The following is a 26197-nucleotide window of genomic DNA, read 5'->3' as shown; positions in this document are numbered from 1 at the left end:
AACGATCACCGAATACCCCTGGAGCCCACATGTTTCAATTCCTGCGCCGCAACCCTGTCCGCAGCGCCGCCGTCACCGCCATCATTGGCGGCCTGGCCGCGGCCGGCTTTGCCATGCATGCCATGGCGGCGGGCGAACCCGGCACCGACCGCATCAAGGAGTCGCTGCAGAAGGTGCTGGGCGGCCGCGCCGAGGTGAAGAGCGTCAGCAAGACCCCGGTGCCGGGGCTGTTCGAGGCCAATATCGGCGGGCAGGTGGTCTATACCGACAGCACCGGCCGGTACATCCTCAACGGCGAGATGATCGACACCCGCACCGGCACCAACCTGACCGAGGAGCGGATGGCCGAGCTCAACCGCATCAAGTGGTCGGACCTGCCGCTGGCGCGCGCGATCAAGTGGTCCAAGGGCGATGGCAGCCGGCAGATCGCGGTGTTCTCCGACCCCAACTGCGGCTACTGCAAGCGCATTGAGCAGACCTTCCAGCAGATGGACAACATCACCGTGTACACCTTCCTGTACCCGGTGCTGTCGCCGGACTCGGAAACCAAGGCCAAGCAGGTCTGGTGCGCGGCCGACCGCACCAAGGCGTGGCGCGACTGGATGCTCAAGCATGTGGCGCTGACCGGCAACGGCAGTTGCCAGACGCCGCTGCAGGAAAACCTGGCACTCGGCCAGAGCATGAACATCACCGGCACGCCGGCGGTGTTCTTCATGGACGGCACCCGCATCCCGGGCGCGGCCGACGTGGCCACGCTGGAGAAGAAGCTCGCCGGCATCAAGAAATAAGCGCGCGCCGGCCCTGTCCCGGCTCGATCGACGGCCGGACTTGTCCGGCCGTTCTGCTTTCCGCTTTCCGCTTTTCCCTCATTCCCAGGCGACAAGGAGACACCATGACGTTCCAGGCATTGCTGCTGACCCAGGCCGACGGCGCCACGCAGGCCAATCTGGCCACGCTTGACGAAGCGCAGTTGCCCGCCGAGGGCGACGTGCTGGTTGCCGTGGACTACTCCACCATCAACTTCAAGGACGGCCTGGCGATCACGGGCCGCTCGCCGGTGGTGCGCAAGTGGCCGATGGTGGCGGGCATCGACGGCGCCGGCACGGTGCTGGAATCGTCCAGCCCGCGCTGGCAGGCCGGCGACAAGGTGGTGCTGAATGGCTACGGCGTGGGCGAGACCCACTGGGGCTGCCTGGCGCAGCGCGCGCGGCTGAAGGGCGACTGGCTGGTGCGCCTGCCCGGTGCCTTCACCTCGCGCCAGGCCATGGCGATCGGCACCGCCGGCTATACCGCGATGCTGTCGGTGCTGGCGCTGGAGCGCGGCGGCGTCAACGGACCGGTGCAGCCCGGCGATGGCGAAGTGCTGGTGACCGGCGCTTCCGGTGGCGTGGGCTCGGTCGCGATCGCGGTGCTGAGCAAGCTGGGCTACAAGGTGGTGGCGTCCACCGGCAAGACCAATGAAGCGGACTTCCTCAAGGCACTGGGCGCCGCCGATGTCATTGACCGCGCCGACCTGGGCGCGCCCGGCAAGCCGCTGCAGAAGGAACGCTGGGCCGCGGTGGTGGATTCGGTCGGCTCGCATACCCTGGTCAACGCGTGTGCGCAGGTGCGCTACGGCGGCGTGGTGACAGCGTGCGGGCTGGCGCAGGGCATGGACTTCCCGGCATCGGTGGCGCCGTTCATCCTGCGCGGCGTGACGCTGCACGGCATCGACAGCGTGATGGCTGCCATGCCGCTGCGCGAGCGCGCGTGGCAGCGGCTGGCGAGCGACCTGGAGCCGGATCGCCTGAACGCGATCACGCGCGAGATCGGGCTGGCCGAGGCGATCGACGCCGGCCGCAGGATCGTGGAAGGCGGCATGCGCGGCCGCGTGGTGGTTGACGTCAATCGCGCCTGAGCAGGCGACCGGCTGCTTAACAAGCGTCGGCGGGACCAGCAGTGCGCCGACGTTACAATCCTGCCCATGACGCCGATCCGCTACGCCATCGCCCCGCTTGCGCCGGAGGCGCACCTCTTTGCCGTCACCGTCACGGTGAGCGAGCCCGACCCAGCCGGCCAGCGCTTCACGCTGCCCGCGTGGATTCCGGGCAGCTACATGATCCGCGACTTCGCCCGCCATATCGTGCGCATCCGCGCCGACGCCGGCGGCCGCGAAGTCCCGCTGACCAAGCTCGACAAGCAGAGCTGGCAGGCCGCGCCGGTGAGCCTGTCGGACGGCCCGCTGACGCTGAGCTTTGAAGTCTATGCCTGGGACCTGTCGGTGCGCGCCGCGCACCTGGACGCCACCCATGGCTTCTTTAACGGCAGCTCGGTGTTCCTGTGCGTCGAAGGCCAGGCCGAGCGGCCATGCACGGTCGATATCCACGCGCCCGAAGGCGAGGCTTATCGCGGCTGGCGTGTCGCCACCGCGATGCCGGAAGCGCCGGGCCGCGACGGCGCGAAGCGCTACGGCTTCGGCCGCTACCAGGTCGCCGACTACGACGAACTGGTCGACCACCCCGTCGAGATGGGCAATTTCCAGCTCGCCAGCTTCCGCGCCTGCGGCGCGCAGCACGACGTGGTCTTCACCGGCCGCGTGCCCAACCTCGACCTCGAGCGCGTGTGCCGCGACCTCAAGCGCATCTGCGAAACCCAGATCCGCCTGTTCGAACCCCGCAGCGCCGAGGCACCGTTCCTGGACAGCAACCGCCGCTACGTCTTCATGACGATGGTCACCACCGATGGCTACGGCGGCCTCGAGCACCGCGCCAGCACCGCGCTGATGTGCGCGCGCAATGACCTGCCGGTGCGTGGCGACAGCGAGACCAGCGAGGGCTATCGCACCTTCCTGGGCCTGTGCAGCCACGAGTATTTCCACACGTGGAACGTCAAGCGCATCAAGCCCGCGGCGTTCGTGCCGTACCGGCTGGCCGAGGAAACCTTCACGCCGCTGCTGTGGCTGTTCGAGGGCTTCACCAGCTACTACGACGACCTGGTGCTGGTGCGCTCGGGCTGCGTGACCGAGGCCCAGTACGTCGAGATGCTGGGCAAGACCTGGAACGGGGTGCTGCGCGGCAACGGCCGCACCAAGCAGAGCGTGGCCGAAAGCTCGTTCGATGCCTGGACCAAGTACTACCGCCAGGACGAGAACGCGCCCAACGCCATCGTCAGCTACTACACCAAGGGATCGCTGGTGGCGCTGGCGCTGGACCTGACCATCCGCGGCAAGTCGCGCGGGCGGCGCTCGCTCGACGATGTCATGCGCGCGCTGTGGCGCCGCTACGGGCGCGGCTTCTATGCGCCCGGCGCGATGCAGCGCGGCGTGACCGAGGCCGAGGTCTATGCGCTGTTCGACGAAGTGACCGGCCTGAAGCTGGGCGGCCTGCTGCGCTCGCTGACCGAAGGCACGGGCGAGCTGCCGCTGGCGGCGCTGTTCAGGGACTTCGGCGTCAAGGCCGAGGCGCAGAAGCCGTCGCGTACCGCGGCGCTGGGCATCAAGGTCAAGACCGACGACGGCTGGGTACGCGTCACGCAGGTGCTGGACGGCGGCGCGGCGCAGGCCGCGGGCCTGTCGGCCGGCGACCTGCTGGTGGCCATCGATGGCCTGCGCGTGGCGCCAGGCCAGATCGACAAGCTGCTGGGACGCTACCGCACCGGCGACCGCGTCGACCTGCACGCTTTCCGCCGCGACGACTTGCAGGTGCTGCCGGTCACGCTGGCACGCGAGCCCGCGGCGCAGTTCAAGGTCAAGCTGGCGGACGGCCGGCATGCGGCGCGCTCGCGCTGGCTGGGCCAGTGACGTAGCGCTGCAATCCCCACAACCTGCCCCCGCCGCTTCGCCGCATGCAATACGCGCACGACCCTCGCACCTTCCTGTATTCGCACTACGTGTACCGGGGGCTGCGCTCGGCCACCGGGGTGATCGGCGCCACGCTGATCGCGCTGCAGTTCTCCGACCTGCCCACCGCGATGGTGGTGTCGATGGGTGCGCTGTGCACCAGCCTGATGGACCTGCCCAGCCCGCTGAGCCACAAGTTCAACGAGATGCTGGCGAGCGTGCTGCTGTGCAGCGCCGTGACACTGGTGGTGGCGCTGACCACGCCGTTCCCGCGCGTGATGCCGTTCGTGCTGGTGCTGGTGACGTTCCTCGCCGCCATGATGACGGTGTACGGCAACAAGACCTTGCCGCTGCAATTCGCGGCGCTGTTCGTGATGACGCTTACGATCAACGAGGACTTCGTGGTCGAGCGCGCGCTGGTGCATGCGGCGCAGTTCAGCGCCGGCGCGGTGGCCTACCTCGGCTACGCGATGCTGGTCAGCTGGCTGACCGAGCGCCGCACCAGGCAGCAGGTGCTGGCCGAGTCGCTGTACGAGCTGGCCGGCTACCTCGAGATCAAGGCCGGCTTCTACGATGCCGGCAACGACTACGAAGCCCAGTTCAACCAGCTGGTGCGCCAGCAGATCGTGGTGGCCGAGCGCCAGCAGGCCGCGCGCGACCTGGTGCTGCGCGGCAACCGCACGCCGCACGACGGGCTGCTGGTGCAGGTGCACCTGCGCATGCTCGACCTGTACGAGTACGTGCTGTCCACCAACACCGACTACCCGCTGCTGCGCCAGACCTTTGGCGGCACGCCGGTGCTGGACCACCTGCGCGGGCTGGTGGTGCTGATGTGCAAGGACGTGGAAGAGATCGCCTACGAGGTCACGCGCGGCCGCGGCTCGTACGGCATCGTGGAATACCGCGAGGGCCTGCGCGCGGTCGAGGCAGAGATCGCGCAGCTGCGCCACCACCACATCAACCCGGCGGCGATGACGGCGCTGGCCGAGACGCTGGACATGATCCGCGGCGCGATCACGCTGATCGGCCAGCTGCACGAGGCCTCGCGCACGCCGGTGGAGCCGGCCAAGGTGCTGCCGGGCAATGACATGACGCCATTCCTGACGCGCCAGAAGTACGAGCTGGGCGTGCTGCGCGAAAACCTGCACTGGCGCTCGCCTGCGTTCCGCTTTGCCGTGCGCATGTCGATGGCGGTGGCGCTGGGGCTGTGGATCACCAACCACCTGCCGTACGTCTCGCACAGCTACTGGATCCTGCTGACCATCATCGTCATCCTGAAGCCCAACTTCAGCATGACCAAGCAGCGCTACAACGACCGCGTGATCGGCACGCTGATCGGCTGCGTGGTGGCGGTGGGGATCCTGAAGGTGGTGGACGAGCCGCTGATCCTGCTGGGCGTGCTGTTCCTGGCGCTGGTGGCCAGCGCCGCGTTCGTGACCATCAAGTATCGCTACACCGCGATCGCGGCCTGCATCCAGGTCCTTATCCAGATCAACCTGCTGATGCCGGGCAGCCCGACGGTGGCGGGCGAGCGGCTGGTCGATACGGTGATCGGTGGCGTCATCGCCTCGCTGTTCAGCTTTGTCCTGCCGAGCTGGGAATACCGCGCCATTCCCAAGCTGGTGGAGAACGTGCTGCAGGCCAACCGCCGCTATATCGCCGCCACGCGCGACCTGCTGCTGCGCCGGGCCAAGGACGACTTTGCCTATCGCGTGCAGCGCAAGCAGTTCATGGACAACCTGTCGGCGCTGATCTCTTCGTTCCAGCGCATGCTGGACGAGCCCAAGAGCCGGCATCGCGCGGTCGACAACCTGAACCGCTTTATCGTGCAGAACTACCTGGTGGCGGCGCATGTGGCGGCGGCGCGGATCCAGGTGCGGCAGCACTACGATGAGCTGGATATTCCCGCTGCCGAGGCGGCGATCGAGCAGGCTACCGAAGCGGCGCGCAGCAGCCTGCAGCTGGCCAGCGAGCGGTTGCATGCCGACGAGCGTGGCGGCGGGCGCGGTGCGGGCTTTATCCGCCGCGAACGCGCGCCGGTCGGGGCCGAAGTACAGGCACCGCTGGCTGTAGTGGCGGGGCCGGCGATGGGCGCTGCCGCCGATGTTGCCGAAGCCGCGGAGGATGCGGCGGCCGAGCGCCGCGCGCGGCTGGCGGACTCGGCAGACAAGCGCCGCACCGACACGCTGGTGCAAGCCGCCGCGGCGGGCGAGTCGAGCGAACAGGCAGGGCCGACTTCCAGTTCTACCGGCCGCCCAGCCAATGCAGTGCTTGAGCGCCGATTGCGCGCACTGCGCGAGGATGCGGCGAAGATCGCGCTGCGTACGGGGGCGATCGGGCGGGCGATGCGGGCGCGGTCGTAGAGCACTTAGCGCAGGTAGCTTCCGCGGGTTTGCTCCGCTCTCCCACTGGCGTGGGAGAGGGGAGCAAACCGGCGGCGTGCTCAGGCCCCGTGCCCCGCCGGCATCTCATCCTCCGGCAACGTCAGCATCCCGCTGTTATAGCTGTACTCAAAGATCTCCCCATACCGCCCCCACCCGATCGCCACGCTCAGCACGCGCTCGGCCTCGGCCGGCTTCAGGAACTGCTCCAGCTCGTTCAGCACCTGTTCCTCGCCGATCTCGCCCGCTTCGCTCGCCACCAGCTCACGCCGGATATGCGCGGCCAGCGCGACGTTGGCGAGCAGCTGCCGGCCGAAGATCGCCTTGCGCTGCTGCGGCCCGGCGGCATAGTACGCGCGGCCCGCTTCGGTGGCGGAGATGTCGCCGGCCTCGATCGACACCAGCCGGACCAGCTGCAACGCCTCGCAGGCGGGCAGCAGGTCGTCGTCGGTCAGACCGGCTTCGTCGGCAAGGTGAGGCAGGTCGGCGCGGCAGTGGAAGGGCGCCTCGCACAGCAGGTCCAGGATGGCTTCCATCTGGCTGATATCGGCGTCCGGCAAGCGGTAGCCGATCTGGCGCGCGGGGGCCTGCGCGGGCAGCCGCGCCTCGGCAGCCGGCGCGGTCATCAGCGCGTAGATCTCGTCGACCAGCGCGCGCACTTGCGCGCTGTCGCGGTTGCGCGGGCGCGGCAGCGTGACCGGCACCTCGGCGCGGATGCGGCCGGGATCGCTCGACAGGATCACGATGCGGTCGGCCATCATCACCGCCTCTTCGATGTTGTGCGACACGATCAGGATGCTGCGGATATTGGCGCGTCCGCTTTCCCACAGCGCCAGCATCTCGTCGCGCAGCGTCTCGCCGGTCAGCACGTCCAGCGCGGAAAAGGCTTCGTCCATCAGCAGCAGGTCGGGCTCGGTCACCAGCGCGCGCGCAATGCCCACGCGCTGGCGCATGCCGCCGGACAGCTCGCGTGGCAGCGCGCTGTTGAAGCCGGCCAGCCCGATCATGTCGATCGCGGCCTCGGCGCGGCGCTCGCGCTCGGCCCTGGGCACGCCTTGCGCTTCGAGGCCCAGCTCGACGTTCTGCTGCACCGTCAGCCACGGGAACAGCGCGAACGACTGGAACACCATGGCGATGCCTTCGGCGGTGCCCGCGAGTCGCTTGCCGCGGAAATGCACTTCGCCCCGGTCGGCGCCGACCAGCCCGGCCATGATGCGCAGCAGCGTCGATTTGCCCGAGCCGGACTTGCCCAGCATCGCGACGATCTCGCCCTCGCGCAGCGTCAGGTCGACGCCTTCGAGCACGGCGCGGTCGCTCTGGCTGGCGGTGCGGAAGATCTTGCCGACGCCGCGCAGCTCGATCACGGCGGGTGCGGTGGTGGTCTGGTTGAAGTGTTCGGCCATGGTGCTTACAGGCGGGTGCGCTCTTGCGCGAGTTGGTATAGGCGGTTCCACAGCAGCCGGTTGAAGCCGACCACGAACAAGGCCATCACGCCGATGCCCAGCGCGATGCGCGGAAAGTCGCCGCGCGCGGTGGTCTCGGCGATATAACTGCCGAGCCCGGTGGCGACGATGGTGCGGTCGCCCCAGGTCACATACTCGGACACGATGCTGGCGTTCCACGAACCGCCGGCGGCGGTGACCAGGCCCGTCAGCAGGCTCGGGAATACCGCCGGGATCAGGAAGCGCTTCCACAGCAGCCAGCCGCGCAGCCCGAAATTGCGCGCCGCCAGCTTCAGCTCGGTGGGGATGCCCGAAGCGCCCGCCACCACGTTGAACAGGATGTACCACTGCGTGCCGAAGATCAGCAGCGGGCTCAGCCAGATTTCGGGGTTGAGGCCGAAGCGCGCGATCAGCATCACCGCCAGCGGGAACATCAGGTTGGCCGGGAACGCGGCCAGGAACTGCGCCACCGGCTGCGCGACACGCGCCAACTCGGGGTTCAGGCCGATGCGGATGCCGATCGGCACCCACACCAGCGCCGCCAGCGCGATCAGCACTACCACGCGCACCATGGTGATGGTGCCGAGCCACAGTACGTGGCCGACTTCGGCCCAGCCGACTTCGCTGTGGACGAAATAGCCCACACGCACCAGCGCCGCCAGTGCCACGAGTATGATCACGGCGTCACGCAAGCGGCCGAGCCACTGCGCGCGGCGCGGATCCGCGGGCGGTGCGACGGCATGCGAACGCCCGCGCGCGCCCCACGCCAGCGAGCGCGAGGCCAGCGCCGCCGCGTGCGCCAGCAGCGCGCCGACCCACGCCGAGCGCCGCAGCAGGTCCAGCAGCCACGACTGCGGCAGCTTGTCCTGCGCCAGCGTCTCGAAGCGGAAGCGGTCGGCCCATGCCACCAGCGGGCGGAACAGCAGCTGGTCGTACAGCAGGATGCCGAGCAGCATGGCCAGGATCGCCCAGCCGATCGCGGCCAGGTCCTGCTGCTGGATCGCCAGCGCGATGTAGGAGCCGATGCCCGGCAGGCGGATATCGTGGCCCGACACCGAGATCGCCTCGGACGCGACCACGAAGAACCAGCCGCCCGACATCGACATCATCATGTTCCACAGCAGTCCCGGCATCGCGAACGGCACTTCCAGCCGCCAGAAGCGCTGCCATGGCGAGAGCCGGAACATGGCCGCGGCTTCCAGCAGGTCGCCCGGGATGGTGCGGAACGACTGATACAGGCTGAACGCCATGTTCCACGCCTGCGAGGTGAAGATGGCGAAGATCGCCGCGCATTCCACGCCGGCGATATTGCCGGGGAACAGCGCGATAAAACCTGTCACCGTGATCGACAGGAAGCCCAGCACCGGGATCGACTGCAGGATATCCAGCGCCGGCACCAGCACCTTCTCGGCGGTGCGGCTCTTGGACGCCAGCGCCGCGAACGCCAGCGAGAACAGCAGCGACGCCGCCAGCGCCGCCAGCATGCGGATGCTGGTGCGCATCAGGTAATAGGGCAGGTAGGCCACGTCCAGGTGCACCGCCAGCTGCTGGTCGGGGTGGAACGGGGCATTCATCTGCTGCGCGGCGAACGCGATCATCACGATCACGGCCAGGATGATCGGCAGCAGGGCGAGGTCGAAGCGGTTGGGCGGCGCGCGTAGCAGCTGGCTGTCAAAGCCAGGCGCGGGTTGTTCCGCGCGGCGGTTGGCGGGTGGCATCATGGCGCTTCTCGGGCTGTGTCGAGCTGGAAGGGCGAAGGCTTGTGGCCTGCCCCAGGTGCGCTGCCCCGGCGGACCATGGCAAAGCCCGCATGCCGCCGGCACCACGCTGATCACGCCGGGCGGCGCGCATCCCTTGGTAACGCCCGGCATGGCGGTCTAGTTTACTTGGTGTCGATGACAGAACGCGCACGCCTCGCGTGCGCTCACGGGGAAACGGCCATGAAGAAGGCAACCTGGCGCCTGGTCGCGCATGGGCGCGTGCAGGGCGTGGGCTATCGCGCCGCCTGCGCGGACGCGGCGGACGAACTCGGGCTGGGCGGCTGGGTGCGCAACCGGGTCGACGGCACCGTCGAGGTGATGGCGCACGGCACGGTCAAGCAGCTCGAAGCGCTGCAGGCGTGGATGGAAACGGGCCCGCCCGCGGCGCAAGTGACGTTTGTCGAGGTCGGGCGCGGGGAAGGGGAGTTCGCCGGTTTCGAGTTCCGGCCAACGATCTAGTGGATCAGGCGGCGGTCCAGTCGACCGGCGTGCGGCCGTGCGCTTCAAGCCAGCGGTTGGCTTCGCGGAAATGGCCGCAGCCGAGAAAGCCGCGATGCGCCGACAGCGGCGAAGGATGCGGCGCTTCGAGCACGCGGTGACCGTCGCCCAGCAGCGGCTTCTTCGCCTGTGCATGGCTGCCCCACAGCATGAAAACCAGGTTCGGGCGGCTCGCGGCCAGCGCGTGGATCAGGCAGTCGGTGACCGCCTCCCAGCCGCGCCGCGCGTGGCTGGCGGCCTGGCCCTGCTCGACCGTCAGCACGGTGTTCAGCAGCAGCACGCCCTGGCGTGCCCAGCCTTCCAGGTTGCCCGAGGTGCGCGGCAAGGTGCCATCCGTGCCGAACTCGGCAGCGATTTCCTTGAAGATATTGCGCAGGCTGGGCGGCACCTTGACGCCTTCCGGTACCGAAAAGGCCAGGCCGTGCGCCTGCGGCAGCTCCACGCCGCCGACCGTGCCGGTGCCGTGGTACGGATCCTGACCCAGGATCACCACCTTGACCGCATCCGGCGGCGTCAGGTGCAGCGCTTGGAAGACATGGTGCGGAAACACCGGCTTGCCGGCGGCGCGTTCGCCATCGACAAAGGCGGCCAGTTCCTGCCATGCCGGCACGGTGATGCAGGGCGCCAGCAGCGCGCTCCAGGCGGCGGGGAGGGCATCGGCCTGGGCCTGCAGGCTGGCGGCGGGGGAGGGCTCGCCGGGCGCGCGTGGCGCTTCGGCGGCGAATAGATCGGCTTGCATGCGTGAGAAATGCCTGGCAGGAAAAACCGCGATTATGACGCCTTGCCTTCGGCGATTCCCGCCAGGCGGTAGCCGCGCGCGGCCTTGCTGAGGTCGGACGGCGCCAGCGCGGCCACGGCGGCAAGCCGTGCGGCAAAGGCGCGCAGGGCATCGGCCGCGTGCGCGGCGTCGCCGTCGAGCCATTCCAGTTCGAGTTCCTGGATGCGTTCCTGCGCGGCGCTGGCCGGTGCGGTAATGGTGCCGGTGTCGAGGGCGGCTTCAATACGCGCGCTGTCCTGCGTGACGATCCAGGTGCGGCGGATAAAGTCGGTACGGAACACCGGTGCCAGCTTGCCGACCAGTGGCGCGAGCACGGCTTGCGCCTCAGCGGGGAAGGTCTGCAGCTCGATGGCCTCGCCGGCGATCCCGGTTTCCCATTCATGGCGCGTGGCCAGCCCGCCCTCGCTGCTGCCGGCGGTTTTCAGCGTTTGCAGCCATTGCGCCCCCTTGCGGCGCAGGCGCAGCGCGGCGCGGGCCTGGGCCAGGTCGCGTGCCGGCGTGTCGAGGTAGACGTTGAGCAGCGTCGCTTCGCCTTGCGGCTGGCCATTGGCATCGAGCCAGGCGGCGAGCGGGGCGAGGGCGGCGTCGGGGACGGCGAGCTTGAGTTCGATTTCCTGGGGCATTTCGATATGGGCTTAAGCAGTGAGCAATGGCGACACGGTTCCATCACCACCAGCCGGTCCCCTCTCCCGCTTGCGGGAGAGGGGAGCAAACAAGCGGCAGGCCTTAATCCGCTTTTACCCTCAGGCAAACAACCGCGCCAGCTCCACGCCCGGATCCTTCGCCCGCATGAACGCCTCGCCCACCAGGAACGCATGCACATCGGCATCGCGCATGCGCTTCACGTCCGCCGGCCCGAGGATGCCGGATTCGGTCACCACCAGCTTGTCGGCCGAAATATGCGGCAGCAGGTCCAGCGTGTTGTCCAGCGACACCTCGAACGTGCGCAGGTTGCGGTTGTTCACGCCCAGCAGCGGCGTTTTCAGCCGCAGCGCGGCGTCGAGCTCGTCGTCGCCGTGCACTTCCACCAGCACGTCCATGCCGAGTTCCAGCGCGCAGGCCTCCAGCTCCGCCATCAGGCCGTGGTCCAGCGCGGCGACGATCAGCAGGATGCAGTCCGCGCCCCAGGTGCGGGCCTCGTAGACCTGGTACAGGTCGACCATGAAGTCCTTGCGCAACGCCGGCAGCGGACAGGCGCCGCGCGCGCGCTTGAGGAAATCGGCATGGCCCTGGAAGAAGTTCACGTCGGTCAGCACCGACAGGCAGGCCGCGCCGTGCGTGGCGTAGCTCTCGGCGATGGCCTCGGGCACGAAGTTTTCGCGCAGCACGCCCTTCGATGGCGAGGCCTTCTTCACCTCCGCGATCACGCCGGCATGGCCGGCGGCGATCTTGTCGCGCAGCGCGCGCTCGAAGCCGCGCGGCGCCAGGCCGGCCTCGGTCTGCAGGCTCTCGGCCTCGGCGCGCAGGCTGGGCAGGTCGCGCTTCTTGCGCGCGGCGGCCACTTCGTCGGCCTTCACGGCCAGGATTTTTTCCAGGATATCGGACATATCAGCGCCTCTTATTTGAACTGCTGCGTGGCGCGCACGAACTGGTCGAGCTTCTCGCGCGCAGCCCCGCTGGCGATGGCCTCGCGTGCGCGGCGGATGCCGTCCTCGACCGAGTCGGCCACGTTGGCGGCGTACAGCGCGGTGCCGGCGTTCAGCGACACGATCTCGCGCGGCGTGCCCGGCACGTTGGACAGCGCTTCAAGCAACATCTCCTTCGATTCTCCCGCATCGGCCACCTTCAGGCCGCGGTTGGAGATCATCGACAGGCCGAAGTCTTCCGGATGGATCTCGTACTCGCGCACTTCGCCGTCCTTCAGTTCGCCAACCAGCGTGGCGGCACCCAGCGACACCTCGTCCATGCCGTCCTTGCCGTAGACGACAATCGCATGCCTGGCGCCCAGGCGCTGCATTACGCGCACCTGGATGCCGACCAGGTCAGGATGGAACACGCCCATCAGGATATTGGGCGCATCGGCCGGATTGGTCAGCGGGCCCAGGATATTGAAGATGGTGCGCACGCCCATTTCCTTGCGGATCGGCGCGACGTTCTTCATCGCCGGATGGTGCGTGGGCGCGAACATGAAGCCGATACCGGTCTGTTCGATGCACTGGCCGACCTGCTCGGGCGTCAGCATGATGTTGACGCCCAGCGCCTCCAGCACGTCTGCGCTGCCCGACTTGGAGCTGACGCCGCGGTTGCCGTGCTTCGCGATCTTCGCGCCGGCCGCGGCCGCGACAAACATCGAAGCGGTCGAGATATTGAACGTATGCGAGCCATCGCCGCCGGTGCCGACGATATCGACGAAGTTCTCGCGATCCTTCACCGGCACCTTGTTGGCGAACTCGCGCATCACCTGCGCGGCGGCGGAGATCTCGCCGATGGTTTCCTTCTTGACGCGCAGGCCGGTCAGGATCGCGGCGGCCATCACCGGCGAGATCTGGCCCTGCATGATCTGCCGCATCAGGTGCAGCATCTCGTCATGGAAGATTTCGCGGTGCTCGATGCAGCGCGTCAGGGCTTCTTGCGGCGTGATCATGGCGTTCTCGTTGACAGTCTGGATGGCGTGATGGGTGCTGGAAGGCGCGGAGTCGAGCAGCCTCATCGCGGCGCCTTGACGAAGTTGGCCAGCATCGCATGGCCATGCTCGGACAGGATCGATTCGGGATGGAACTGCACGCCTTCGATGGCGAGCGTCTTGTGGCGCACGCCCATGATCTCGCCGTCCGGGGTCCAGGCGGTGATCTCCAGGCAATCGGGCAGGGTCTCGCGCTCGATCGCCAGGGAATGATAGCGCGTCACGTCGAAGTGCTTGGGCAGGCCGCTGAACACGCCTTGCTGCGTGGTCTCGATGGTGCTGACCTTGCCGTGCATCACCTGCTTGGCGCGGATCACCTTGCCGCCGAACGCCTCGCCGATGGCCTGGTGGCCCAGGCATACGCCCAGCATCGGCACCTTGCCGGCAAAGTGCTGCAGCGTCGCCACCGAGATCCCGGCTTCCCTGGGGCTGCAGGGGCCGGGCGACACGCAGATATGGTCGGGCTTCATGGCCTCGATCTCTTCGATGGTGATCTCGTCGTTGCGATAGGTGCGCACGTCCACGCCCAGTTCGCCAAAATATTGGACCAGGTTGTAGGTGAACGAATCGTAGTTGTCGATCATCAGCAGCATGGCGTCTGTCTCCTGTTCTCTCAGATATCGGAGTCCAGGCCATCCTGGACCTGCTCGGCGGCGCGGATCACGGCGCGCGCCTTGGCTTCGGTTTCCCTCCATTCGGCTTCCGGGTCCGAATCGGCAACAATGCCGGCGGCAGCCTGCACATACAAATTGCCGTCCTTGATGATGCCGGTGCGGATCGCAATGGCGAGGTCCATCTCGCCGCCGAACGACAGGTAGCCCACCGCGCCGCCATAAATGCCGCGCTTGCGCGGCTCCAGCTCGTCGATGATCTCCATCGCATGCACCTTGGGCGCGCCCGACAGCGTGCCGGCCGGGAAAGTCGCGCGCAGCACGTCGAGGTTGCTCATGCCTTCGCGCAGCGTGCCTTCGACCGAACTGACGATATGCTGCACGTGCGAGTACTTCTCGATCACCATCTTGTCGGTGACCTTGACCGAGCCGGTCTCGGCGATGCGGCCGATGTCGTTGCGCGCCAGGTCGATCAGCATCACGTGCTCGGCGATTTCCTTCGGGTCGTTCAGCAGCTCGGTGGCGAGCTGTGCGTCCTTTTCCGGCGTATTGCCGCGCGGGCGGGTGCCGGCCAGCGGGCGGATGGTGACGATGTGTTCGCTGCGGGTGTCGCCATTGCTGCCGACCTTGCGTTCCTCCTGGCGCACCAGGATTTCCGGCGATGCGCCCACCACCTGGAAATCGCCGAAGTTATAGAAATACATGTACGGCGACGGGTTCAGCGAACGCAGCGCGCGGTACAGCGACAGTGGCGAGTCGCGGTAGGGCTTCGACAGGCGCTGGCCGATCTGCACCTGCATCATGTCGCCGGCCATGATGTATTCCTTGGCCTTGTGCACCGCGGTCAGGTAGTCCGCCTTGGCGAATTCGCGGTAAACCTCGGTCTGCACCGAGGGGCTGGTCACCGGCACGTCCACCGGCTGGCGCAGCTTCATGCGCAGCTCGCGCAGGCGCTGGCGGGCGCGGGAATAGGCTTCCGGCGTGGTCGGGTCGGCGTAGACGATCAGGTAGAGCTTGCCCGACAGGTTGTCGATCACGGCCAGCTCTTCGCACAGCAGCAGCTGGATATCGGGCAGGTTCAGGTCGTCCGGCTTCTGCGTGCTGGCGAGCTTCTTCTCGATGTAGCGCACCGCGTCGTAGCCGAAGTAGCCGGCCAGGCCGCCGCAGAAGCGGGGCAGGCCGGGGCGCAGCGCCACCTTGAAGCGGCTCTCGAATTCGGCAATGAAATCGAGGGGATTGCCTTCGTTGGTTTCCACCACCTTGCCATCGGTCACCACCTCGGTGCGGTTGCCGAAGGCGCGCAGCAGGGTGCGCGCATGCAGGCCGATGAAGGAATAGCGCCCGAAGCGCTCGCCGCCGACCACCGATTCCAGCAGGAAGGTGTTGACCCCGCGCGTCTGCGACTGGGCCAGCTTCAGGTACAGCGACAGCGGCGTTTCCAGGTCGGCAAAGGCCTCGGCGATCAGCGGGATGCGGTTGTAGCCCTGGTCGGCCAGCGATTTGAATTCCAGTTCGGTCATGTCGGTCCTCTTGCGGTCCTCTTGTGCGGCGCCGCCGCGCGGTGAGTTTGAGCGCGGCGCCGCAATTTCGGCAATCAGGCTGGAGCGAATGGATACCCGCCCCGTCTGGCGGGCCGTGGTGCAGGCAAGTTGCGGACAAGACTGCACACGGCCGGGGAAGGGCGTGCGGCGCGTTCTTGAGCTAAACGTAGCAGAGAATCGCAGCTACGCTGGCTTTTGCGGGTTTGGGTGGGGATGCCCGGCACGGGTTTGGACCCCTCAGCCGGTTGTAACGACGCCCTCGGGTAGAGGGCGCGTCAGCAGACTCGCGAACGCACTTTACGCCTGTTGGGAGGCGCGCCAGCGACGCCAGGGCCAAGCCTGCCGATCACTGCCAGAAGAGATGCGTTTGCGGTTGAGAAACATTGAATGTTCAGGGATTTCAGTCGCGATCGATCCTGGGACCGACCTTGTTGAAAGCGACCTTAGCGATGACCTGCCCGGTGTGCCGCAAACAGCGCTGCGGCGTGGGCAATGGTGTCGACTATACCATCGGCTTCGACGGCTTGTACAGGATTGCCATGGTTGTAGCCATAGGGCACCAGAAGCACGCCCATGCCCGCCGCGCGGGCTGCCTGGGCATCGTTTTCCGAGTCGCCAAGGGCCGCCATTGCCGACGGATCCAGCCGGAATACCTCGGCCACCTTGAGCAGCGGGAACGGGTCGGGCTTGCGCAGCTGGAAGGCGTCGCCGCCGTAGACCAGCTCGAAATACGGCGCCAGCCCGGTCTTGGCCAGCAGTGGCTCGGTGAAGCTGTAGGGCTTGTTGGTCACGCAGGCAAGCCGCAGCCCGGCCGCCTTCATCGCCGCCAGGCCTTCGCGCACGCCGGGGTAGATCTGCGAGAACTGGCCGTTGATGCGGATGTACTCGCGGTCATACAGCGCGTAGGCATCGGCAAAGAGGCTGTTGGCGTGCAGCGGCGAGAAGCGCGCGTCGAGTACGCGCCGGATCAGGTTTTCCGAGCCCTTGCCGACATAGCTGACGATCTCCTGCCCGGACATCGGCGCCACCGGCCCCAGGTTGGGGTGCTGCCGGCCCAGCGCCAGCAGCATGGCGTTGATCGACGCGTGGAAATCGCCCGCCGTATCGACCATGGTGCCGTCCAGGTCGACGATCACCCCCTCGATGCCGCTCCAGTCGGTGCGGCGCAGTGCCAGGCCTTCAGTCATTGTCCGGCCTTGGCCAGTTCGCCGCGCAGCGCCGAGATGATGCCGCGGTAGCCGCCGTCGGCGTCCGGCTTGCCGAATACGGCCGAGCCGGCCACGAAGGTGTCGGCGCCGGCCGCGGCGATCTCGGCAATGTTGTCGACCTTCACGCCGCCGTCCACTTCCAGCAGGATGGTGCGGCCGGTGCGGGCGGTGTATTCATCGATGCGCTGGCGCACGGCGCGCAGCTTGTTCAGCGTCTCGGGGATGAACGACTGGCCGCCGAAGCCCGGGTTGACCGACATCAGCAGGATCACGTCCAGGCGGTCCATCACGTGGTCCAGGTGGTGCAGCGGGGTGGCCGGGTTGAACACCAGGCCGGCCTGGCAGCCGTTATCGCGGATCAGCGCGAGCGAGCGGTCGACGTGTTCGCTGGCTTCCGGGTGGAAGGTGATGATATTGGCGCCGGCCTTGGCAAAGTCCGGGATGATCCGGTCCACCGGGCGCACCATCAGATGCACGTCGATGGGGGCGGTCACGTGGGGACGGATCGCCTCGCACACCAGCGGGCCCACGGTCAGGTTGGGCACGTAATGGTTGTCCATCACGTCGAAGTGGATCCAGTCGGCGCCGGCCTCGGTCACGCGGCGGACTTCCTCGCCCAGGCGGGCGAAGTCGGCGGACAGGATGGACGGGGCGATGCGGAAGGTGGGCTGGGTCATGATGGCGCGCGGTGAATGCAGGGAATGCTGTTATCGCCGCTGCGGCGGGCCGAAAGCGCCGCCGCGGCAAGGCGGTAGGGGCGGCCGGGGCGCACGGCGGGCGGCTCGGCGTTGAAAGACCGATATTCTACGCCCGCCCGGCGCGATCGCGTCCGGCCGGCGTCCGGCCGACGCTCTTGCCCGTCCCGCGCCCATCCCGCACAATGCGGCTACCCATTTCCCTGCCGGCCGATCCTGCCGCCGGCCCTGCCCAAGATGAGCGAGTACGCCTTCTCCGTGTCGGTGCGCACCCAGTACCTGCCGGACCAGTCCGACCCCGAGCGCGGGCGCCATGCCTTCGCCTACACCATCACCATCCACAACACCGGCGAGGTGGCGGCGCAGCTGATCTCGCGCCACTGGATCATCACCGACAGCGACAACGGCACGCAGGAAGTCGCCGGCCTGGGCGTGGTGGGCCACCAGCCGCTGCTGAAGCCGGGCGAGCATTTCGAGTACACCAGCTGGGCCACCATTTCGACGCCGGTCGGCTCGATGAAGGGCGAGTATTTCTGCGTGGCCGAGGACGGCCATCGCTTCGAGGTGCCGATCCCCGAATTCGCGCTGGTGCTGCCGCGCATGCTGCACTGAGCGCGGCGCGTCCGGCCGGGAGGCCGGGAAGGCGGGAACCTACTGGCGCTTCGCGCTGTCCTGTTCCTGCACCGGCGTTGGCTGGCCTTGCGTTGATTCTTGCGGCTGCCGCGAGGGGTGGTTGTCGGGCGCGCGGGTCGGGCGCGGGTTCTTCCTGGCCGTGCCCATGGTCCAGACCACGATAAAAATCAGCAGGAACAGCGCCACGCCGGCCTCGAGGGCGAACAGCAGCATGGGATGGGCTTCGAAGAACTTGCTCATGGCGGATGCGGCAGTGGCAATGACAGATGACGGTGGGATTGTAGGGCAACTGCCCGGTACGATCGCCGCCGGGCCGGCACCGGTCGCGGGACACTGAACAACAAGCAAGATGGCATACGCGGATTCCCTCTCGATTTCTCTCCCAGGTTTCACTTCGCGCCTCGGCGCCCGTGCCCGTGCCTGGCTGGCGCTCGCCGGCACCGGCGTGCTGCTGGCCGGCTGCGTGAGCGGCCCGCCGCCGCGCATCGAGACCGGCCCGTCCGGCACCACGCCGCCCGTTTCGTCGACCCAGAAGGGCCAGCTGCAGGCCGCCAGCTGGAACGAGATCGGCGGCTGGACCCAGGACGATGTGCGCGCGGCCTGGCCCGCGCTGCAGGCCAGCTGCCAGGCGCTGAAGAAGCGCGCCGAGTGGAGCCGCGCCTGCGCCGCCGGCATGATGGTCGACGCCGGCGACCTCAGCGCCATGCGTGCCTACTTCGAGACCAACTTCCAGCCGTTCCGGGTCGTCAACGGCGACGGCACCGACAGCGGCCTGATCACCGGCTACTACGAGCCCATCCTGCACGGCTCGCGCACCCGCCAGGGGCGCTTCCAGGTGCCGCTGTACCGCAAGCCGGCGCAGTTCGGCAACCGCCCGCTGCCGGGCCGCGCCGAACTGCTGCAGAACCCGGCGATGCGCGGCAACGAGCTGGTATGGGTGGATGACGCGGTCGAGGCCGCCTTTCTGCAGATCCAGGGCTCGGGCCGGATCCGCATGGCGGACGGCACCATGATGCGGGTCGGCTTCGGCGGCACCAACGACCAGCCGTTCCGCTCGTTTGGCAAATGGCTGCTGGACCGCGGCGAGATCACGCCGGCGCAGGCCACCATGCAGGGCATCAAGGCATGGGCACGGGCCAACCCGGGGCGCGTCGACGAGATGCTGAACGTCAACCCGCGCTTTGTGTTCTTCCGCGAACTGCCGCCGAACAATGACGGCCCGGTGGGCGCGCTGGGCGTGCCGCTGACCGCCGAGCGCTCGATCGCGGTCGATCCCGCCACCATCCCACTGGGCGTGCCGGTGTTCCTGTCGACCACGCGCCCGCTGTCGACCGAGCCGATCCAGCGGCTGATGTTCGCGCAGGATACGGGCAGCGCCATCAAGGGTGGCGTGCGCGCGGACTTCTTCTGGGGAGCGGGCGATGCCGCGGGCGAGACCGCGGGACGGATGAAGCAGGGCGGCAGGATGTGGGTGCTGATGCCGCGCAGCTGAGCGTCGACAGAGCTAAATCGGCAAATGTTGTCGCCCCTCTCCCATTTATGGGAGAGGGGCGGGGGAGAGGGCAGGAGTCTCCACGAAGTGGCGGGTCATCATGCTTGCCATGCGCCAGCCCTCTCCCCCAACCCCTCTCCCGCACGCGGGCGAGGGGAGCAACCCGGTGGATTTCAGCGCCCCCGCTGATCCACGATCCGCTTCGCCTTCCCCACCGAGCGCTCGATGCCGCCCTCGGGCAGCACCTCGATCGTGGCGGTCACCCCGATATAAGACTTGATTTCATGCGCCAGCCGCTCGCGCGCGGCCTGCGCGCGCACCGGCTCGCTGCCATGGGCGCATTCCACGCGCACCGTCAGCGTGTCCATATGGCCGTCCTTGCCTAGCACGCACTGGTAGTGCGGCGCCAGCCCGGCCTGCTTCAGGATCAGTTCCTCGATCTGCGAAGGAAACACATTGACGCCACGCACGATCATCATGTCGTCGGTTCGGCCGGTGACCTTCTCCATGCGGCGGAAGGCCGGTCGGGCCGTGCCAGGCAGCAAGCGGGTCAGGTCGCGGGTCCGGTAGCGCACCACCGGCATCGCTTCCTTGGTCAGCGAGGTAAAGACCAGCTCGCCGAATTCGCCGTCGGGCAGCACTTCGCCGGTGTTCGGGTCGATGATTTCGGGGTAGAAGTGGTCTTCCCAGATGGTCGGACCGTCCTTGGTTTCGGCGCATTCATTGGCCACGCCCGGGCCCATCACCTCGGACAGGCCATAGATATCGACCGCGGAAATGTTCATGCGCTTCTCGATCGCCAGCCGCATTTCCGGCGTCCACGGCTCGGCGCCGAAGATGCCCACGCGCAGCGAGCTGCTGGCCGGGTCGATGCCCTGGCGCTCGAACTCATCGGCGATCGCCAGCATGTAGCTGGGCGTGACCATGATGATTTCGGGCTTGAAGTCCACGATCAGCTGGACCTGGCGCTCGGTCTGGCCGCCGCCGAACGGGATCGCCGTCAGGCCAGCTTTCTCGACGCCGTAGTGCGCGCCCAGCCCCCCGGTGAAGAGGCCGTAGCCGTAGCTGATATGCACCTTGTCGCCCCGGCGCGCGCCGGAGGCCCGGATCGAGCGCGCCATCACCGTCGCCCAGTTATCGATGTCCTGGAGCGTGTAGCCGACCACAGTGGGCTTGCCGGTGGTGCCGGACGAGGCATGCACGCGCGCCACCCGGTCCTGCGGCACGGCGAACATGCCGAAAGGGTAGTGATCGCGCAGGTCCTGCTTGCTGGTGAACGGAAAACGCGCCAGGTCGGCCAGCGATTGCAGCTGATCGGGATGGACGCCGGCCTCGTCGAACTTGCGGCGGTACACCGGCGAATTGGCGTAGGCGTGGTGGAGCGACCACTTCAGGCGTTCCAGTTGCAGTGCCTGCAGCTCGGCGCGGCTGGCGGTCTCGATCGGATCCAGGGGCAGATCGGTCAGGCGCGTGCTCATGTCGTCTCCTGCGCAGGGGCGTTTATCTTGGGGGGCGGCGGCGTTCAGGCTACGGCATCCGGCGGCACGACATGTCCCTTGATCTGCGCCGACTTGCCGCGGAACATCGCCACCACCTCGCCCGCGGCATTGGTCACGCGGATGTCGTAAATGCCGTGGCGTCCCGACAGGGTCTGCTCGATGCCTTCGGCCGTCAGCACGTCGCCGCCGTGCACGGGTTTTAGGAATTCGATGCTGCAGCCGGCTGCCACGGTGTTGATGTTATGGCTGTTGCAGGCGAATGCGAAGGTCGAATCGGCCAGCGTGAACATCAGGCCGCCATGGCAGATGCCATGCCCGTTCAGGAATTCCTTGCGTACCGGCATGGTCAGCCGGGCATAGCCGGGGCGGACTGCTTCGACGGTGATCCCGAGCCAGCGGCTGCAGGTGTCGGCTTCATACATGGCGGCGGCGGCCGCTTCGGCGAGGGCCTGGGGGTCCTTGTGCAACGTTGTCTCCTTGGGGGCAGGGTGGCGCGCCGTTGCGGGCGCCGTGGGACGTTCTTACTTGCCGGTGAAGCGGGCGGCGCGCTTTTCCAGGAAGGCATTGACGCCCTCCGCATAGTCCGCGGACTGGCCGAGGTCTCGCTGCAGGTCGCGTTCCAGGTCGAGCTGGGCATCGAGGCTGGCGGTGCCGCTGGCGTACATGGCGCGCTTGATTGCGGCCAGCGCCCGGGTCGGCTGCGCAGCCAGGTGCGTGGCCAGCGCCAGCGCCTGCTCTGGCAGCAGCGGGTCGTCCATGGCTTCCCAGATCAGGCCCCACCTTTCGGCCTCTTCGGCGGACAGGCGCTCGCCGGTCATCGCCAGCCCCAGCGCGCGCGCCATACCAATGCGCTTCGGCAGCAGCCAGGTGCCGCCGGAATCCGGCACTAGCCCGATCTTGACGAAGGCCTGGATAAAGTTGGCCGAGCGCGCCGCCAGCACCATGTCGCAGGCCAGCGCCAGGTTGGCGCCGGCACCGGCGGCGGTGCCGTTGACCGCTGCCACCACCGGCAGCGGCAACGCCTGCAGACGGCGGATCAGCGGGTTGAACCAGGTATCGATCAGTTCGCCCAGGTCGGTCATCTGGCCGGGCGTGAAATCCAGGTCGGCAAGATCCTGCCCGGCGCAGAAGCCGCGGCCAGCGCCGGTCAGCAGCAGCGCCCGCGCGCCACCGGCCTCGACATGGTCGAGTGCCTGCTGCAGCGCCTTGTGCATCTCGCGGGTAAAGCTGTTGAGCTTGTCGGGGCGGTTCAGCGTGATCACCGCGACGGGCCCCTGCCATTGGAGCAGGATGGGGCCGGCATCGAGGCTGACCGGCTGGCCAGCGGGCGTGGACATCGGGGGCATGTTTGTCTCCTGCCTGGTTCTTTGCGGTCGGCGCGGGGCTGGCGCCGTTAAAATAAACCGACCAGTCGGTCGGCAAATGGTAGCACTAAATACTGGGCGCGGGAGGTCTCCGCTCAGCGTAAGGGCGTCGGACCAGGGTGCCTTATCAGTGATAACCCGCGACCTCGTCCCGCGATCGGGGTGACGACCGCAATGCCGGCACCCCGAGTCGCTCTATAATCGCGCTGCCAACAATAATTGCAGCATGGCTGGTGCCCGTGTGCGCGCCGGCGCGCAAGACTGTTTCACTGATTCCGCCCTTTTTGCACTGGATCTCTCCCTATGAAGAAGTTCGCAGCACTCCTTTTGGTTTCGTCCGTGGCGCTGTTTGCCGCGTGCGGCAAGCAAGAATCCGCGCCGGCCGCCGCCAGCACGGGCAACGCCGCGGCCTCGAGGATCATCGTCGGCCTGGATGACAATTTCCCGCCCATGGGCTTCCGCGATACCAATAACGAACTCGTCGGCTTCGATATCGATATGGCGAAAGAGGCCAGCCGACGCCTGGGCATGACGGTGGAATTCAAGCCGATCGACTGGAGTGCCAAGGAAGCCGAACTGAACGGCAAGCGCGTGGACGTGCTGTGGAACGGGCTGACCATCACCGACGAGCGCAAGAAGAACATCAGCTTTACCGCGCCCTATATGACTAACCACCAGATCGTGATCGTCGGCACCAATTCGCCGGTGAAGGCCAAGGCGGACCTCGCCGGCCGCGTCGTCGGCGCGCAGGACGGCAGCAGCGCGGTGGATGCGATCAAGAAGGAAGGCCAGATTGCCGCCAGCCTGAAGGAACTCAAGACCTTCGGCGACAACGTGACGGCACTGATGGATCTGTCCGCCGGCCGCCTCGACGCGATCGTGGTCGATGAAGTAGTGGGCCGCTACCTGATCAGCAAGCGTGCAGGCGAATACCGCGTGCTGGACGAGAACTTCGGTACCGAAGAGTACGGCGTCGGTGTCCGCAAGGATGACGCCGACCTGCTCGGCAAGCTCGACAAGACCCTGGCATCGATGAAGCAGGACGGCACCGCCGCCCGCATCGCCACCCAGTGGTTCGGTACCGACATCACCAAGTAATCCAGGCGCTTCGTGGCGCCCTGCGCGGTTCAGGCGGGGCGCCGCGCCCCTTCCGGACTCCGGCGCCGGCCGCACATCGGCCCGCTGCCTGAAATCCTTCCTCCTTCCGTTCGCGCGAACATGGATTACGTCTTATCTCTACTGGGGCCATTGGCGCAGGGGGCGAAAGTCACGCTCACCCTGTTCGTCATCACGCTTGCCCTGTCGGTGCCGCTGGGGCTTGCGCTGGCGCTGGCGCGCATCTCGTCATGGCCGCTGCTGAGCGGTGCGGTCAATGGCTACATCTGGCTGATGCGCGGCACGCCGCTGATGCTGCAGATGCTGTTTATCTATTTTGCGTTGCCGTTCGTGCCGGTCATCGGTGTGCGGCTGCCCGATTTTCCTGCCGCGGTGGTGGCGTTCGCGCTCAACTATGCAGCGTATTTCGCGGAAATCTTCCGCGCCGGAATCAAATCCGTCGACCGTGGCCAGTATGAAGCCAGCAAGGCGCTCGGCATGACGTACTTCCAGACCATGCGCCGGGTCGTGCTGCCGCAGATGGTCAGCCGCGTCCTGCCGCCGGTCAGCAACGAAACCATTACGCTAATCAAGGACACGTCGCTGATCTACGTGCTGGCCCTCAACGATATCCTGCGCACCGCGCGCGGCATCGTGCAGCGCGATTTCACGACCACGCCTTTCCTGGTAGCCGCGCTGTTTTACCTGGTGATGACGCTGATTCTGACCTGGTTCTTCCAGAATCTCGAAAAACGCTATGCCAAACATGATGACTAGCCCGAACGGCGCCACCTCTGACCACGCGCCCGGCACCATGATCGCGGCGCGGGACATCTTCAAGTCGTTCGGATCGCTGCAGGTCTTGCGCGGCGTCTCGCTGACGCTTCGCAAGGGCGACGTCACCGCGGTCATCGGGCCGTCGGGCTCGGGCAAGAGCACCTTGCTGCGCTGCCTGAACCATCTCGAGGTGATCGACCGCGGCACCATCGACATCGAAGGCGAGTCGCTGGCGGGCGCTGGCCCCGACGGTGCCGCCAAGTACGTGCCGGAGGCGGATGTCCGCCGCATCTGCCGCAAGATGGGCATGGTGTTCCAGTCGTTCAACCTGTTCCCGCACATGACGGTGCTGCAGAACATCATCGAGGCACCCATGACCGTCAAGCGGCTGTCGCGCGACGCGGCGGTGCTCAAGGCCGAAGAACTGTTGCGCAAGGTGGGCCTGCTGGCCAAGCGGGACAACTATCCGGCGCGACTGTCCGGCGGACAGAAGCAGCGCGTGGCGATTGCGCGCGCGCTGGCGATGGAGCCCGACATCATGCTGTTCGACGAACCGACTTCCGCGCTCGATCCGGAACTGACCGGGGAGGTGTTGCGCACCATGCGGCAGCTGGCGGACGAGCATATGACCATGCTTGTCGTCACGCATGAGATGGGGTTTGCGCGCGAAGTGGCCAACCACGTCGTGTTCATGGACGAGGGCAGGATTCTCGAGGAAGGTGCACCTGCCGAGGTGTTCGGCGCGCCCGCCCATGCGCGCACCCGGGAATTCCTGGCACACATGCTCTGAACCGGGACTCGCGCCGCCACGCCACGACAGGTGGCAGAATAGCCCGCAGCCGGTGGCGACGGTGCCACTTTGTTTATCAATACATAGGAGAAGACATGCCGTACGAAAACATCCTGGTCGAGACGCGCGGCCGCGTTGGTCTGGTTACGCTGAACCGTCCCAAGGCGCTGAACGCGCTCAACGACGCGCTGATGGATGAACTGGGTGCCGCACTGACGGCATTCGACCAGGATGAGGGCATCGGCGCCATCGTCATTACGGGCAGCGACCGCGCCTTCGCCGCTGGCGCCGATATCGGCATGATGGCCAAGTATTCCTTCATGGATGTCTACAAGGGCGACTACATCACCCGCAACTGGGAAACCATCCGCAAGATCCGCAAGCCGGTGATCGCTGGCGTGGCCGGCTACGCGCTGGGCGGAGGCTGCGAGCTGGCGATGATGTGCGACATCATCATTGCGGCGGACTCGGCCAAGTTCGGCCAGCCGGAAGTCAAGCTCGGCACCATGCCCGGTGCCGGCGGCACCCAGCGCTTGCCGCGCGCGGTGTCAAAGGCCAAGGCGATGGACCTGTGCCTGACCTCGCGCATGATGGACGCCGCCGAAGCCGAGCGCTCCGGCCTGGTGTCGCGCGTGGTGCCGGCCGACAAGCTGCTGGACGAAGTGCTGGCAGCCGCCGAAACCATCGCCGGGTTCTCGTTGCCGGTGGTCATGATGATCAAGGAGTCGGTCAATGCCGCTTACGAGACCACGCTGGCCGAAGGCGTGCATTTCGAGCGCAGGCTGTTCCATTCCACCTTTGCCAGTGAAGACCAGAAGGAAGGCATGGCCGCTTTCGTAGAGAAGCGCGCGCCCAATTTCCAGCATCGCTGAGAACTTGATAAGGAAATACCCGACGGCCGCGCGGGGGTATTAAAGGATCACCGCGTTGGCTATCAGGAGGTTTTCCTTTAGCACTCAAGGGGTTACGACATAATCACGCAATCCCCTAGCTGCGCGCTGTGACAAAGGTGTTGCAAGGTCGGCGAAACCGGCCTAATATTCGCCCCCTCGCAACACAACGCGGCGCTGCAAAAGCAGACGCGGCAAGGGTTGCGGGGTCGACCGGAAGGTTGGTGCGGCGAGGTTTGCAGCGCTGACCGCAGCAAAAAAAGATTGCTGAAACGGTTGACGAAGCGAAGAAAGCTCTGCATA

General features: G+C 67.1%; 25 protein-coding genes. 11 read left to right on the top strand and 14 right to left on the bottom strand.

Translation table 11 applies throughout. From position 1 onward, the window contains the following. Positions 1-29 precede the first annotated feature (29 nt). The 4 genes from J8I82_RS21610 to J8I82_RS21595 all read left to right on the top strand — a co-directional run bounded on the left by J8I82_RS21610 (position 30) and on the right by J8I82_RS21595 (position 6180). Positions 30-788 carry a DsbC family protein gene (locus J8I82_RS21610; protein WP_209760970.1) on the top strand — a complete coding sequence of 253 codons (759 nt, stop codon included), beginning with the start codon at positions 30-32 and terminating at the stop codon, positions 786-788. Between the two features lie 104 nt (positions 789-892). Next, positions 893-1897, top strand: a complete 1005-nt coding sequence (gene acuI, locus J8I82_RS21605) for an acrylyl-CoA reductase (NADPH) (protein WP_209760969.1) — start codon at positions 893-895, stop codon at positions 1895-1897. Positions 1898-1963: 66 nt separating this feature from the next. After that, a complete protein-coding gene (locus tag J8I82_RS21600; protein ID WP_209760968.1) occupies positions 1964-3778 on the top strand; it encodes a M61 family metallopeptidase in 1815 nt (604 codons plus the stop codon). A 44-nt stretch (positions 3779-3822) separates the two neighbouring features. After that, the gene (locus tag J8I82_RS21595) at positions 3823-6180 is read left to right on the top strand and encodes an FUSC family protein (protein ID WP_209760967.1); all 2358 of its coding nucleotides are present in this window, start codon (positions 3823-3825) and stop codon (positions 6178-6180) included. An 80-nt stretch (positions 6181-6260) separates the two neighbouring features. Here J8I82_RS21595 and J8I82_RS21590 read toward each other — a convergent pair whose 3' ends face one another. Beyond that, positions 6261-7601 carry an ABC transporter ATP-binding protein gene (locus J8I82_RS21590; RefSeq protein WP_209760966.1) on the bottom strand — a complete coding sequence of 447 codons (1341 nt, stop codon included), beginning with the start codon at positions 7599-7601 and terminating at the stop codon, positions 6261-6263. Positions 7602-7606: 5 nt separating this feature from the next. After that, complete coding sequence (locus J8I82_RS21585; RefSeq protein ID WP_209760965.1) at positions 7607-9361, bottom strand: ABC transporter permease; 1755 nt, start codon at positions 9359-9361, stop codon at positions 7607-7609. A 219-nt stretch (positions 9362-9580) separates the two neighbouring features. Here J8I82_RS21585 and J8I82_RS21580 point away from each other — a divergent pair, with 219 nt between their 5' ends. After that, positions 9581-9859 carry an acylphosphatase gene (locus J8I82_RS21580; protein ID WP_029048328.1) on the top strand — a complete coding sequence of 93 codons (279 nt, stop codon included), beginning with the start codon at positions 9581-9583 and terminating at the stop codon, positions 9857-9859. 4 nt (positions 9860-9863) lie between these two features. Here J8I82_RS21580 and J8I82_RS21575 read toward each other — a convergent pair whose 3' ends face one another. The 8 genes from J8I82_RS21575 to rpe all read right to left on the bottom strand — a co-directional run bounded on the left by J8I82_RS21575 (position 9864) and on the right by rpe (position 17336). After that, positions 9864-10637: a uracil-DNA glycosylase gene (locus tag J8I82_RS21575; RefSeq protein WP_209760964.1), complete on the bottom strand. Its 774-nt coding sequence runs from the start codon at positions 10635-10637 to the stop codon at positions 9864-9866. 32 nt (positions 10638-10669) lie between these two features. Continuing rightward, positions 10670-11299: a CYTH domain-containing protein gene (locus J8I82_RS21570; RefSeq protein ID WP_209760963.1), complete on the bottom strand. Its 630-nt coding sequence runs from the start codon at positions 11297-11299 to the stop codon at positions 10670-10672. A gap of 120 nt (positions 11300-11419) precedes the next feature. Next, entirely contained in the window at positions 11420-12223 is an 804-nt protein-coding gene (gene trpC, locus J8I82_RS21565) for an indole-3-glycerol phosphate synthase TrpC (protein WP_209760962.1), read from the bottom strand. 11 nt (positions 12224-12234) lie between these two features. Further along, a complete protein-coding gene (trpD, locus tag J8I82_RS21560; protein ID WP_209761070.1) occupies positions 12235-13260 on the bottom strand; it encodes an anthranilate phosphoribosyltransferase in 1026 nt (341 codons plus the stop codon). Between the two features lie 62 nt (positions 13261-13322). Continuing rightward, positions 13323-13892 (bottom strand): aminodeoxychorismate/anthranilate synthase component II, encoded by a 570-nt coding sequence (locus J8I82_RS21555; RefSeq protein ID WP_209760961.1) that lies wholly within the window; start codon positions 13890-13892, stop codon positions 13323-13325. Positions 13893-13912: 20 nt separating this feature from the next. Then, positions 13913-15430 carry an anthranilate synthase component I gene (trpE, locus tag J8I82_RS21550; protein ID WP_209760960.1) on the bottom strand — a complete coding sequence of 506 codons (1518 nt, stop codon included), beginning with the start codon at positions 15428-15430 and terminating at the stop codon, positions 13913-13915. Positions 15431-15894: 464 nt separating this feature from the next. Continuing rightward, the gene (gph, locus tag J8I82_RS21545; protein ID WP_209760959.1) at positions 15895-16638 is read right to left on the bottom strand and encodes a phosphoglycolate phosphatase; all 744 of its coding nucleotides are present in this window, start codon (positions 16636-16638) and stop codon (positions 15895-15897) included. Next, on the bottom strand, positions 16635-17336 hold the full coding sequence (gene rpe / locus J8I82_RS21540) for a ribulose-phosphate 3-epimerase (protein WP_209760958.1): 702 nt from the start codon (positions 17334-17336) through the stop codon (positions 16635-16637). Before rpe ends, gph begins: the two co-directional genes overlap by 4 nt. Positions 17337-17591: 255 nt before the next feature. Here rpe and apaG point away from each other — a divergent pair, with 255 nt between their 5' ends. Beyond that, positions 17592-17966: a Co2+/Mg2+ efflux protein ApaG gene (apaG, locus tag J8I82_RS21535; RefSeq protein ID WP_012353991.1), complete on the top strand. Its 375-nt coding sequence runs from the start codon at positions 17592-17594 to the stop codon at positions 17964-17966. A gap of 39 nt (positions 17967-18005) precedes the next feature. Here the strand turns inward: apaG and J8I82_RS21530 are convergent, their stop codons facing one another. Next, entirely contained in the window at positions 18006-18227 is a 222-nt protein-coding gene (locus tag J8I82_RS21530; RefSeq protein WP_209760957.1) for a hypothetical protein, read from the bottom strand. Between the two features lie 109 nt (positions 18228-18336). Here J8I82_RS21530 and mltA point away from each other — a divergent pair, with 109 nt between their 5' ends. Further along, positions 18337-19479, top strand: a complete 1143-nt coding sequence (gene mltA, locus J8I82_RS21525; RefSeq protein ID WP_209760956.1) for a murein transglycosylase A — start codon at positions 18337-18339, stop codon at positions 19477-19479. Positions 19480-19652: 173 nt separating this feature from the next. On the opposite strand, the gene paaK is transcribed toward mltA, so the two are convergent. From paaK to paaG, 3 genes are read right to left on the bottom strand one after another with little or no spacing between them, the layout of a single operon-like run. Then, positions 19653-20957, bottom strand: a complete 1305-nt coding sequence (paaK, locus tag J8I82_RS21520; protein WP_209760955.1) for a phenylacetate--CoA ligase PaaK — start codon at positions 20955-20957, stop codon at positions 19653-19655. Positions 20958-21001: 44 nt separating this feature from the next. Continuing rightward, positions 21002-21445: a hydroxyphenylacetyl-CoA thioesterase PaaI gene (paaI, locus tag J8I82_RS21515; RefSeq protein WP_209760954.1), complete on the bottom strand. Its 444-nt coding sequence runs from the start codon at positions 21443-21445 to the stop codon at positions 21002-21004. A 54-nt stretch (positions 21446-21499) separates the two neighbouring features. After that, positions 21500-22324: a 2-(1,2-epoxy-1,2-dihydrophenyl)acetyl-CoA isomerase PaaG gene (gene paaG / locus J8I82_RS21510; protein WP_245179995.1), complete on the bottom strand. Its 825-nt coding sequence runs from the start codon at positions 22322-22324 to the stop codon at positions 21500-21502. A 321-nt stretch (positions 22325-22645) separates the two neighbouring features. On the opposite strand from paaG, the gene J8I82_RS21505 reads away from it, so the two are divergent. The 4 genes from J8I82_RS21505 (at position 22646) to J8I82_RS21490 (ending at position 25876) form a co-directional block, all read left to right on the top strand. Further along, the gene (locus J8I82_RS21505; protein ID WP_209760953.1) at positions 22646-23440 is read left to right on the top strand and encodes an amino acid ABC transporter substrate-binding protein; all 795 of its coding nucleotides are present in this window, start codon (positions 22646-22648) and stop codon (positions 23438-23440) included. Positions 23441-23560: 120 nt separating this feature from the next. Next, the gene (locus tag J8I82_RS21500; protein WP_029048313.1) at positions 23561-24214 is read left to right on the top strand and encodes an amino acid ABC transporter permease; all 654 of its coding nucleotides are present in this window, start codon (positions 23561-23563) and stop codon (positions 24212-24214) included. 37 nt (positions 24215-24251) lie between these two features. Next, positions 24252-25004: an amino acid ABC transporter ATP-binding protein gene (locus J8I82_RS21495; RefSeq protein WP_209761068.1), complete on the top strand. Its 753-nt coding sequence runs from the start codon at positions 24252-24254 to the stop codon at positions 25002-25004. 95 nt (positions 25005-25099) lie between these two features. Further along, positions 25100-25876, top strand: a complete 777-nt coding sequence (locus tag J8I82_RS21490; protein ID WP_209760952.1) for an enoyl-CoA hydratase — start codon at positions 25100-25102, stop codon at positions 25874-25876. Positions 25877-26197 lie beyond the last annotated feature (321 nt).

It is taken from the genome of Cupriavidus consociatus (assembly GCF_017814975.1).
GTDB classification, from domain to species: Bacteria; Pseudomonadota; Gammaproteobacteria; order Burkholderiales; family Burkholderiaceae; genus Cupriavidus; species Cupriavidus consociatus.
This window is presented reverse-complemented; position numbering and strand designations above follow the sequence as displayed.

Coding starts and splice junctions, on each gene's coding strand:
- J8I82_RS21590 (WP_209760966.1), bottom strand. CDS start 7,601: ATGGCCGAACACTTCAACCAGACCACCACCGCACCCGCCGTGATCGAG.
- J8I82_RS21585 (WP_209760965.1), bottom strand. CDS start 9,361: ATGATGCCACCCGCCAACCGCCGCGCGGAACAACCCGCGCCTGGCTTT.
- paaG (WP_245179995.1), bottom strand. CDS start 22,324: ATGCCCCCGATGTCCACGCCCGCTGGCCAGCCGGTCAGCCTCGATGCC.
- J8I82_RS21490 (WP_209760952.1), top strand. CDS start 25,100: ATGCCGTACGAAAACATCCTGGTCGAGACGCGCGGCCGCGTTGGTCTG.
- trpE (WP_209760960.1), bottom strand. CDS start 15,430: ATGACCGAACTGGAATTCAAATCGCTGGCCGACCAGGGCTACAACCGC.
- J8I82_RS21570 (WP_209760963.1), bottom strand. CDS start 11,299: ATGCCCCAGGAAATCGAACTCAAGCTCGCCGTCCCCGACGCCGCCCTC.
- mltA (WP_209760956.1), top strand. CDS start 18,337: ATGGCATACGCGGATTCCCTCTCGATTTCTCTCCCAGGTTTCACTTCG.
- trpC (WP_209760962.1), bottom strand. CDS start 12,223: ATGTCCGATATCCTGGAAAAAATCCTGGCCGTGAAGGCCGACGAAGTG.
- apaG (WP_012353991.1), top strand. CDS start 17,592: ATGAGCGAGTACGCCTTCTCCGTGTCGGTGCGCACCCAGTACCTGCCG.
- acuI (WP_209760969.1), top strand. CDS start 893: ATGACGTTCCAGGCATTGCTGCTGACCCAGGCCGACGGCGCCACGCAG.
- J8I82_RS21580 (WP_029048328.1), top strand. CDS start 9,581: ATGAAGAAGGCAACCTGGCGCCTGGTCGCGCATGGGCGCGTGCAGGGC.
- J8I82_RS21610 (WP_209760970.1), top strand. CDS start 30: ATGTTTCAATTCCTGCGCCGCAACCCTGTCCGCAGCGCCGCCGTCACC.
- J8I82_RS21505 (WP_209760953.1), top strand. CDS start 22,646: ATGAAGAAGTTCGCAGCACTCCTTTTGGTTTCGTCCGTGGCGCTGTTT.
- J8I82_RS21495 (WP_209761068.1), top strand. CDS start 24,252: ATGATCGCGGCGCGGGACATCTTCAAGTCGTTCGGATCGCTGCAGGTC.
- paaK (WP_209760955.1), bottom strand. CDS start 20,957: ATGAGCACGCGCCTGACCGATCTGCCCCTGGATCCGATCGAGACCGCC.
- J8I82_RS21500 (WP_029048313.1), top strand. CDS start 23,561: ATGGATTACGTCTTATCTCTACTGGGGCCATTGGCGCAGGGGGCGAAA.
- rpe (WP_209760958.1), bottom strand. CDS start 17,336: ATGACCCAGCCCACCTTCCGCATCGCCCCGTCCATCCTGTCCGCCGAC.
- J8I82_RS21555 (WP_209760961.1), bottom strand. CDS start 13,892: ATGCTGCTGATGATCGACAACTACGATTCGTTCACCTACAACCTGGTC.
- J8I82_RS21575 (WP_209760964.1), bottom strand. CDS start 10,637: ATGCAAGCCGATCTATTCGCCGCCGAAGCGCCACGCGCGCCCGGCGAG.
- J8I82_RS21530 (WP_209760957.1), bottom strand. CDS start 18,227: ATGAGCAAGTTCTTCGAAGCCCATCCCATGCTGCTGTTCGCCCTCGAG.
- J8I82_RS21595 (WP_209760967.1), top strand. CDS start 3,823: ATGCAATACGCGCACGACCCTCGCACCTTCCTGTATTCGCACTACGTG.
- J8I82_RS21600 (WP_209760968.1), top strand. CDS start 1,964: ATGACGCCGATCCGCTACGCCATCGCCCCGCTTGCGCCGGAGGCGCAC.
- trpD (WP_209761070.1), bottom strand. CDS start 13,260: ATGATCACGCCGCAAGAAGCCCTGACGCGCTGCATCGAGCACCGCGAA.
- gph (WP_209760959.1), bottom strand. CDS start 16,638: ATGACTGAAGGCCTGGCACTGCGCCGCACCGACTGGAGCGGCATCGAG.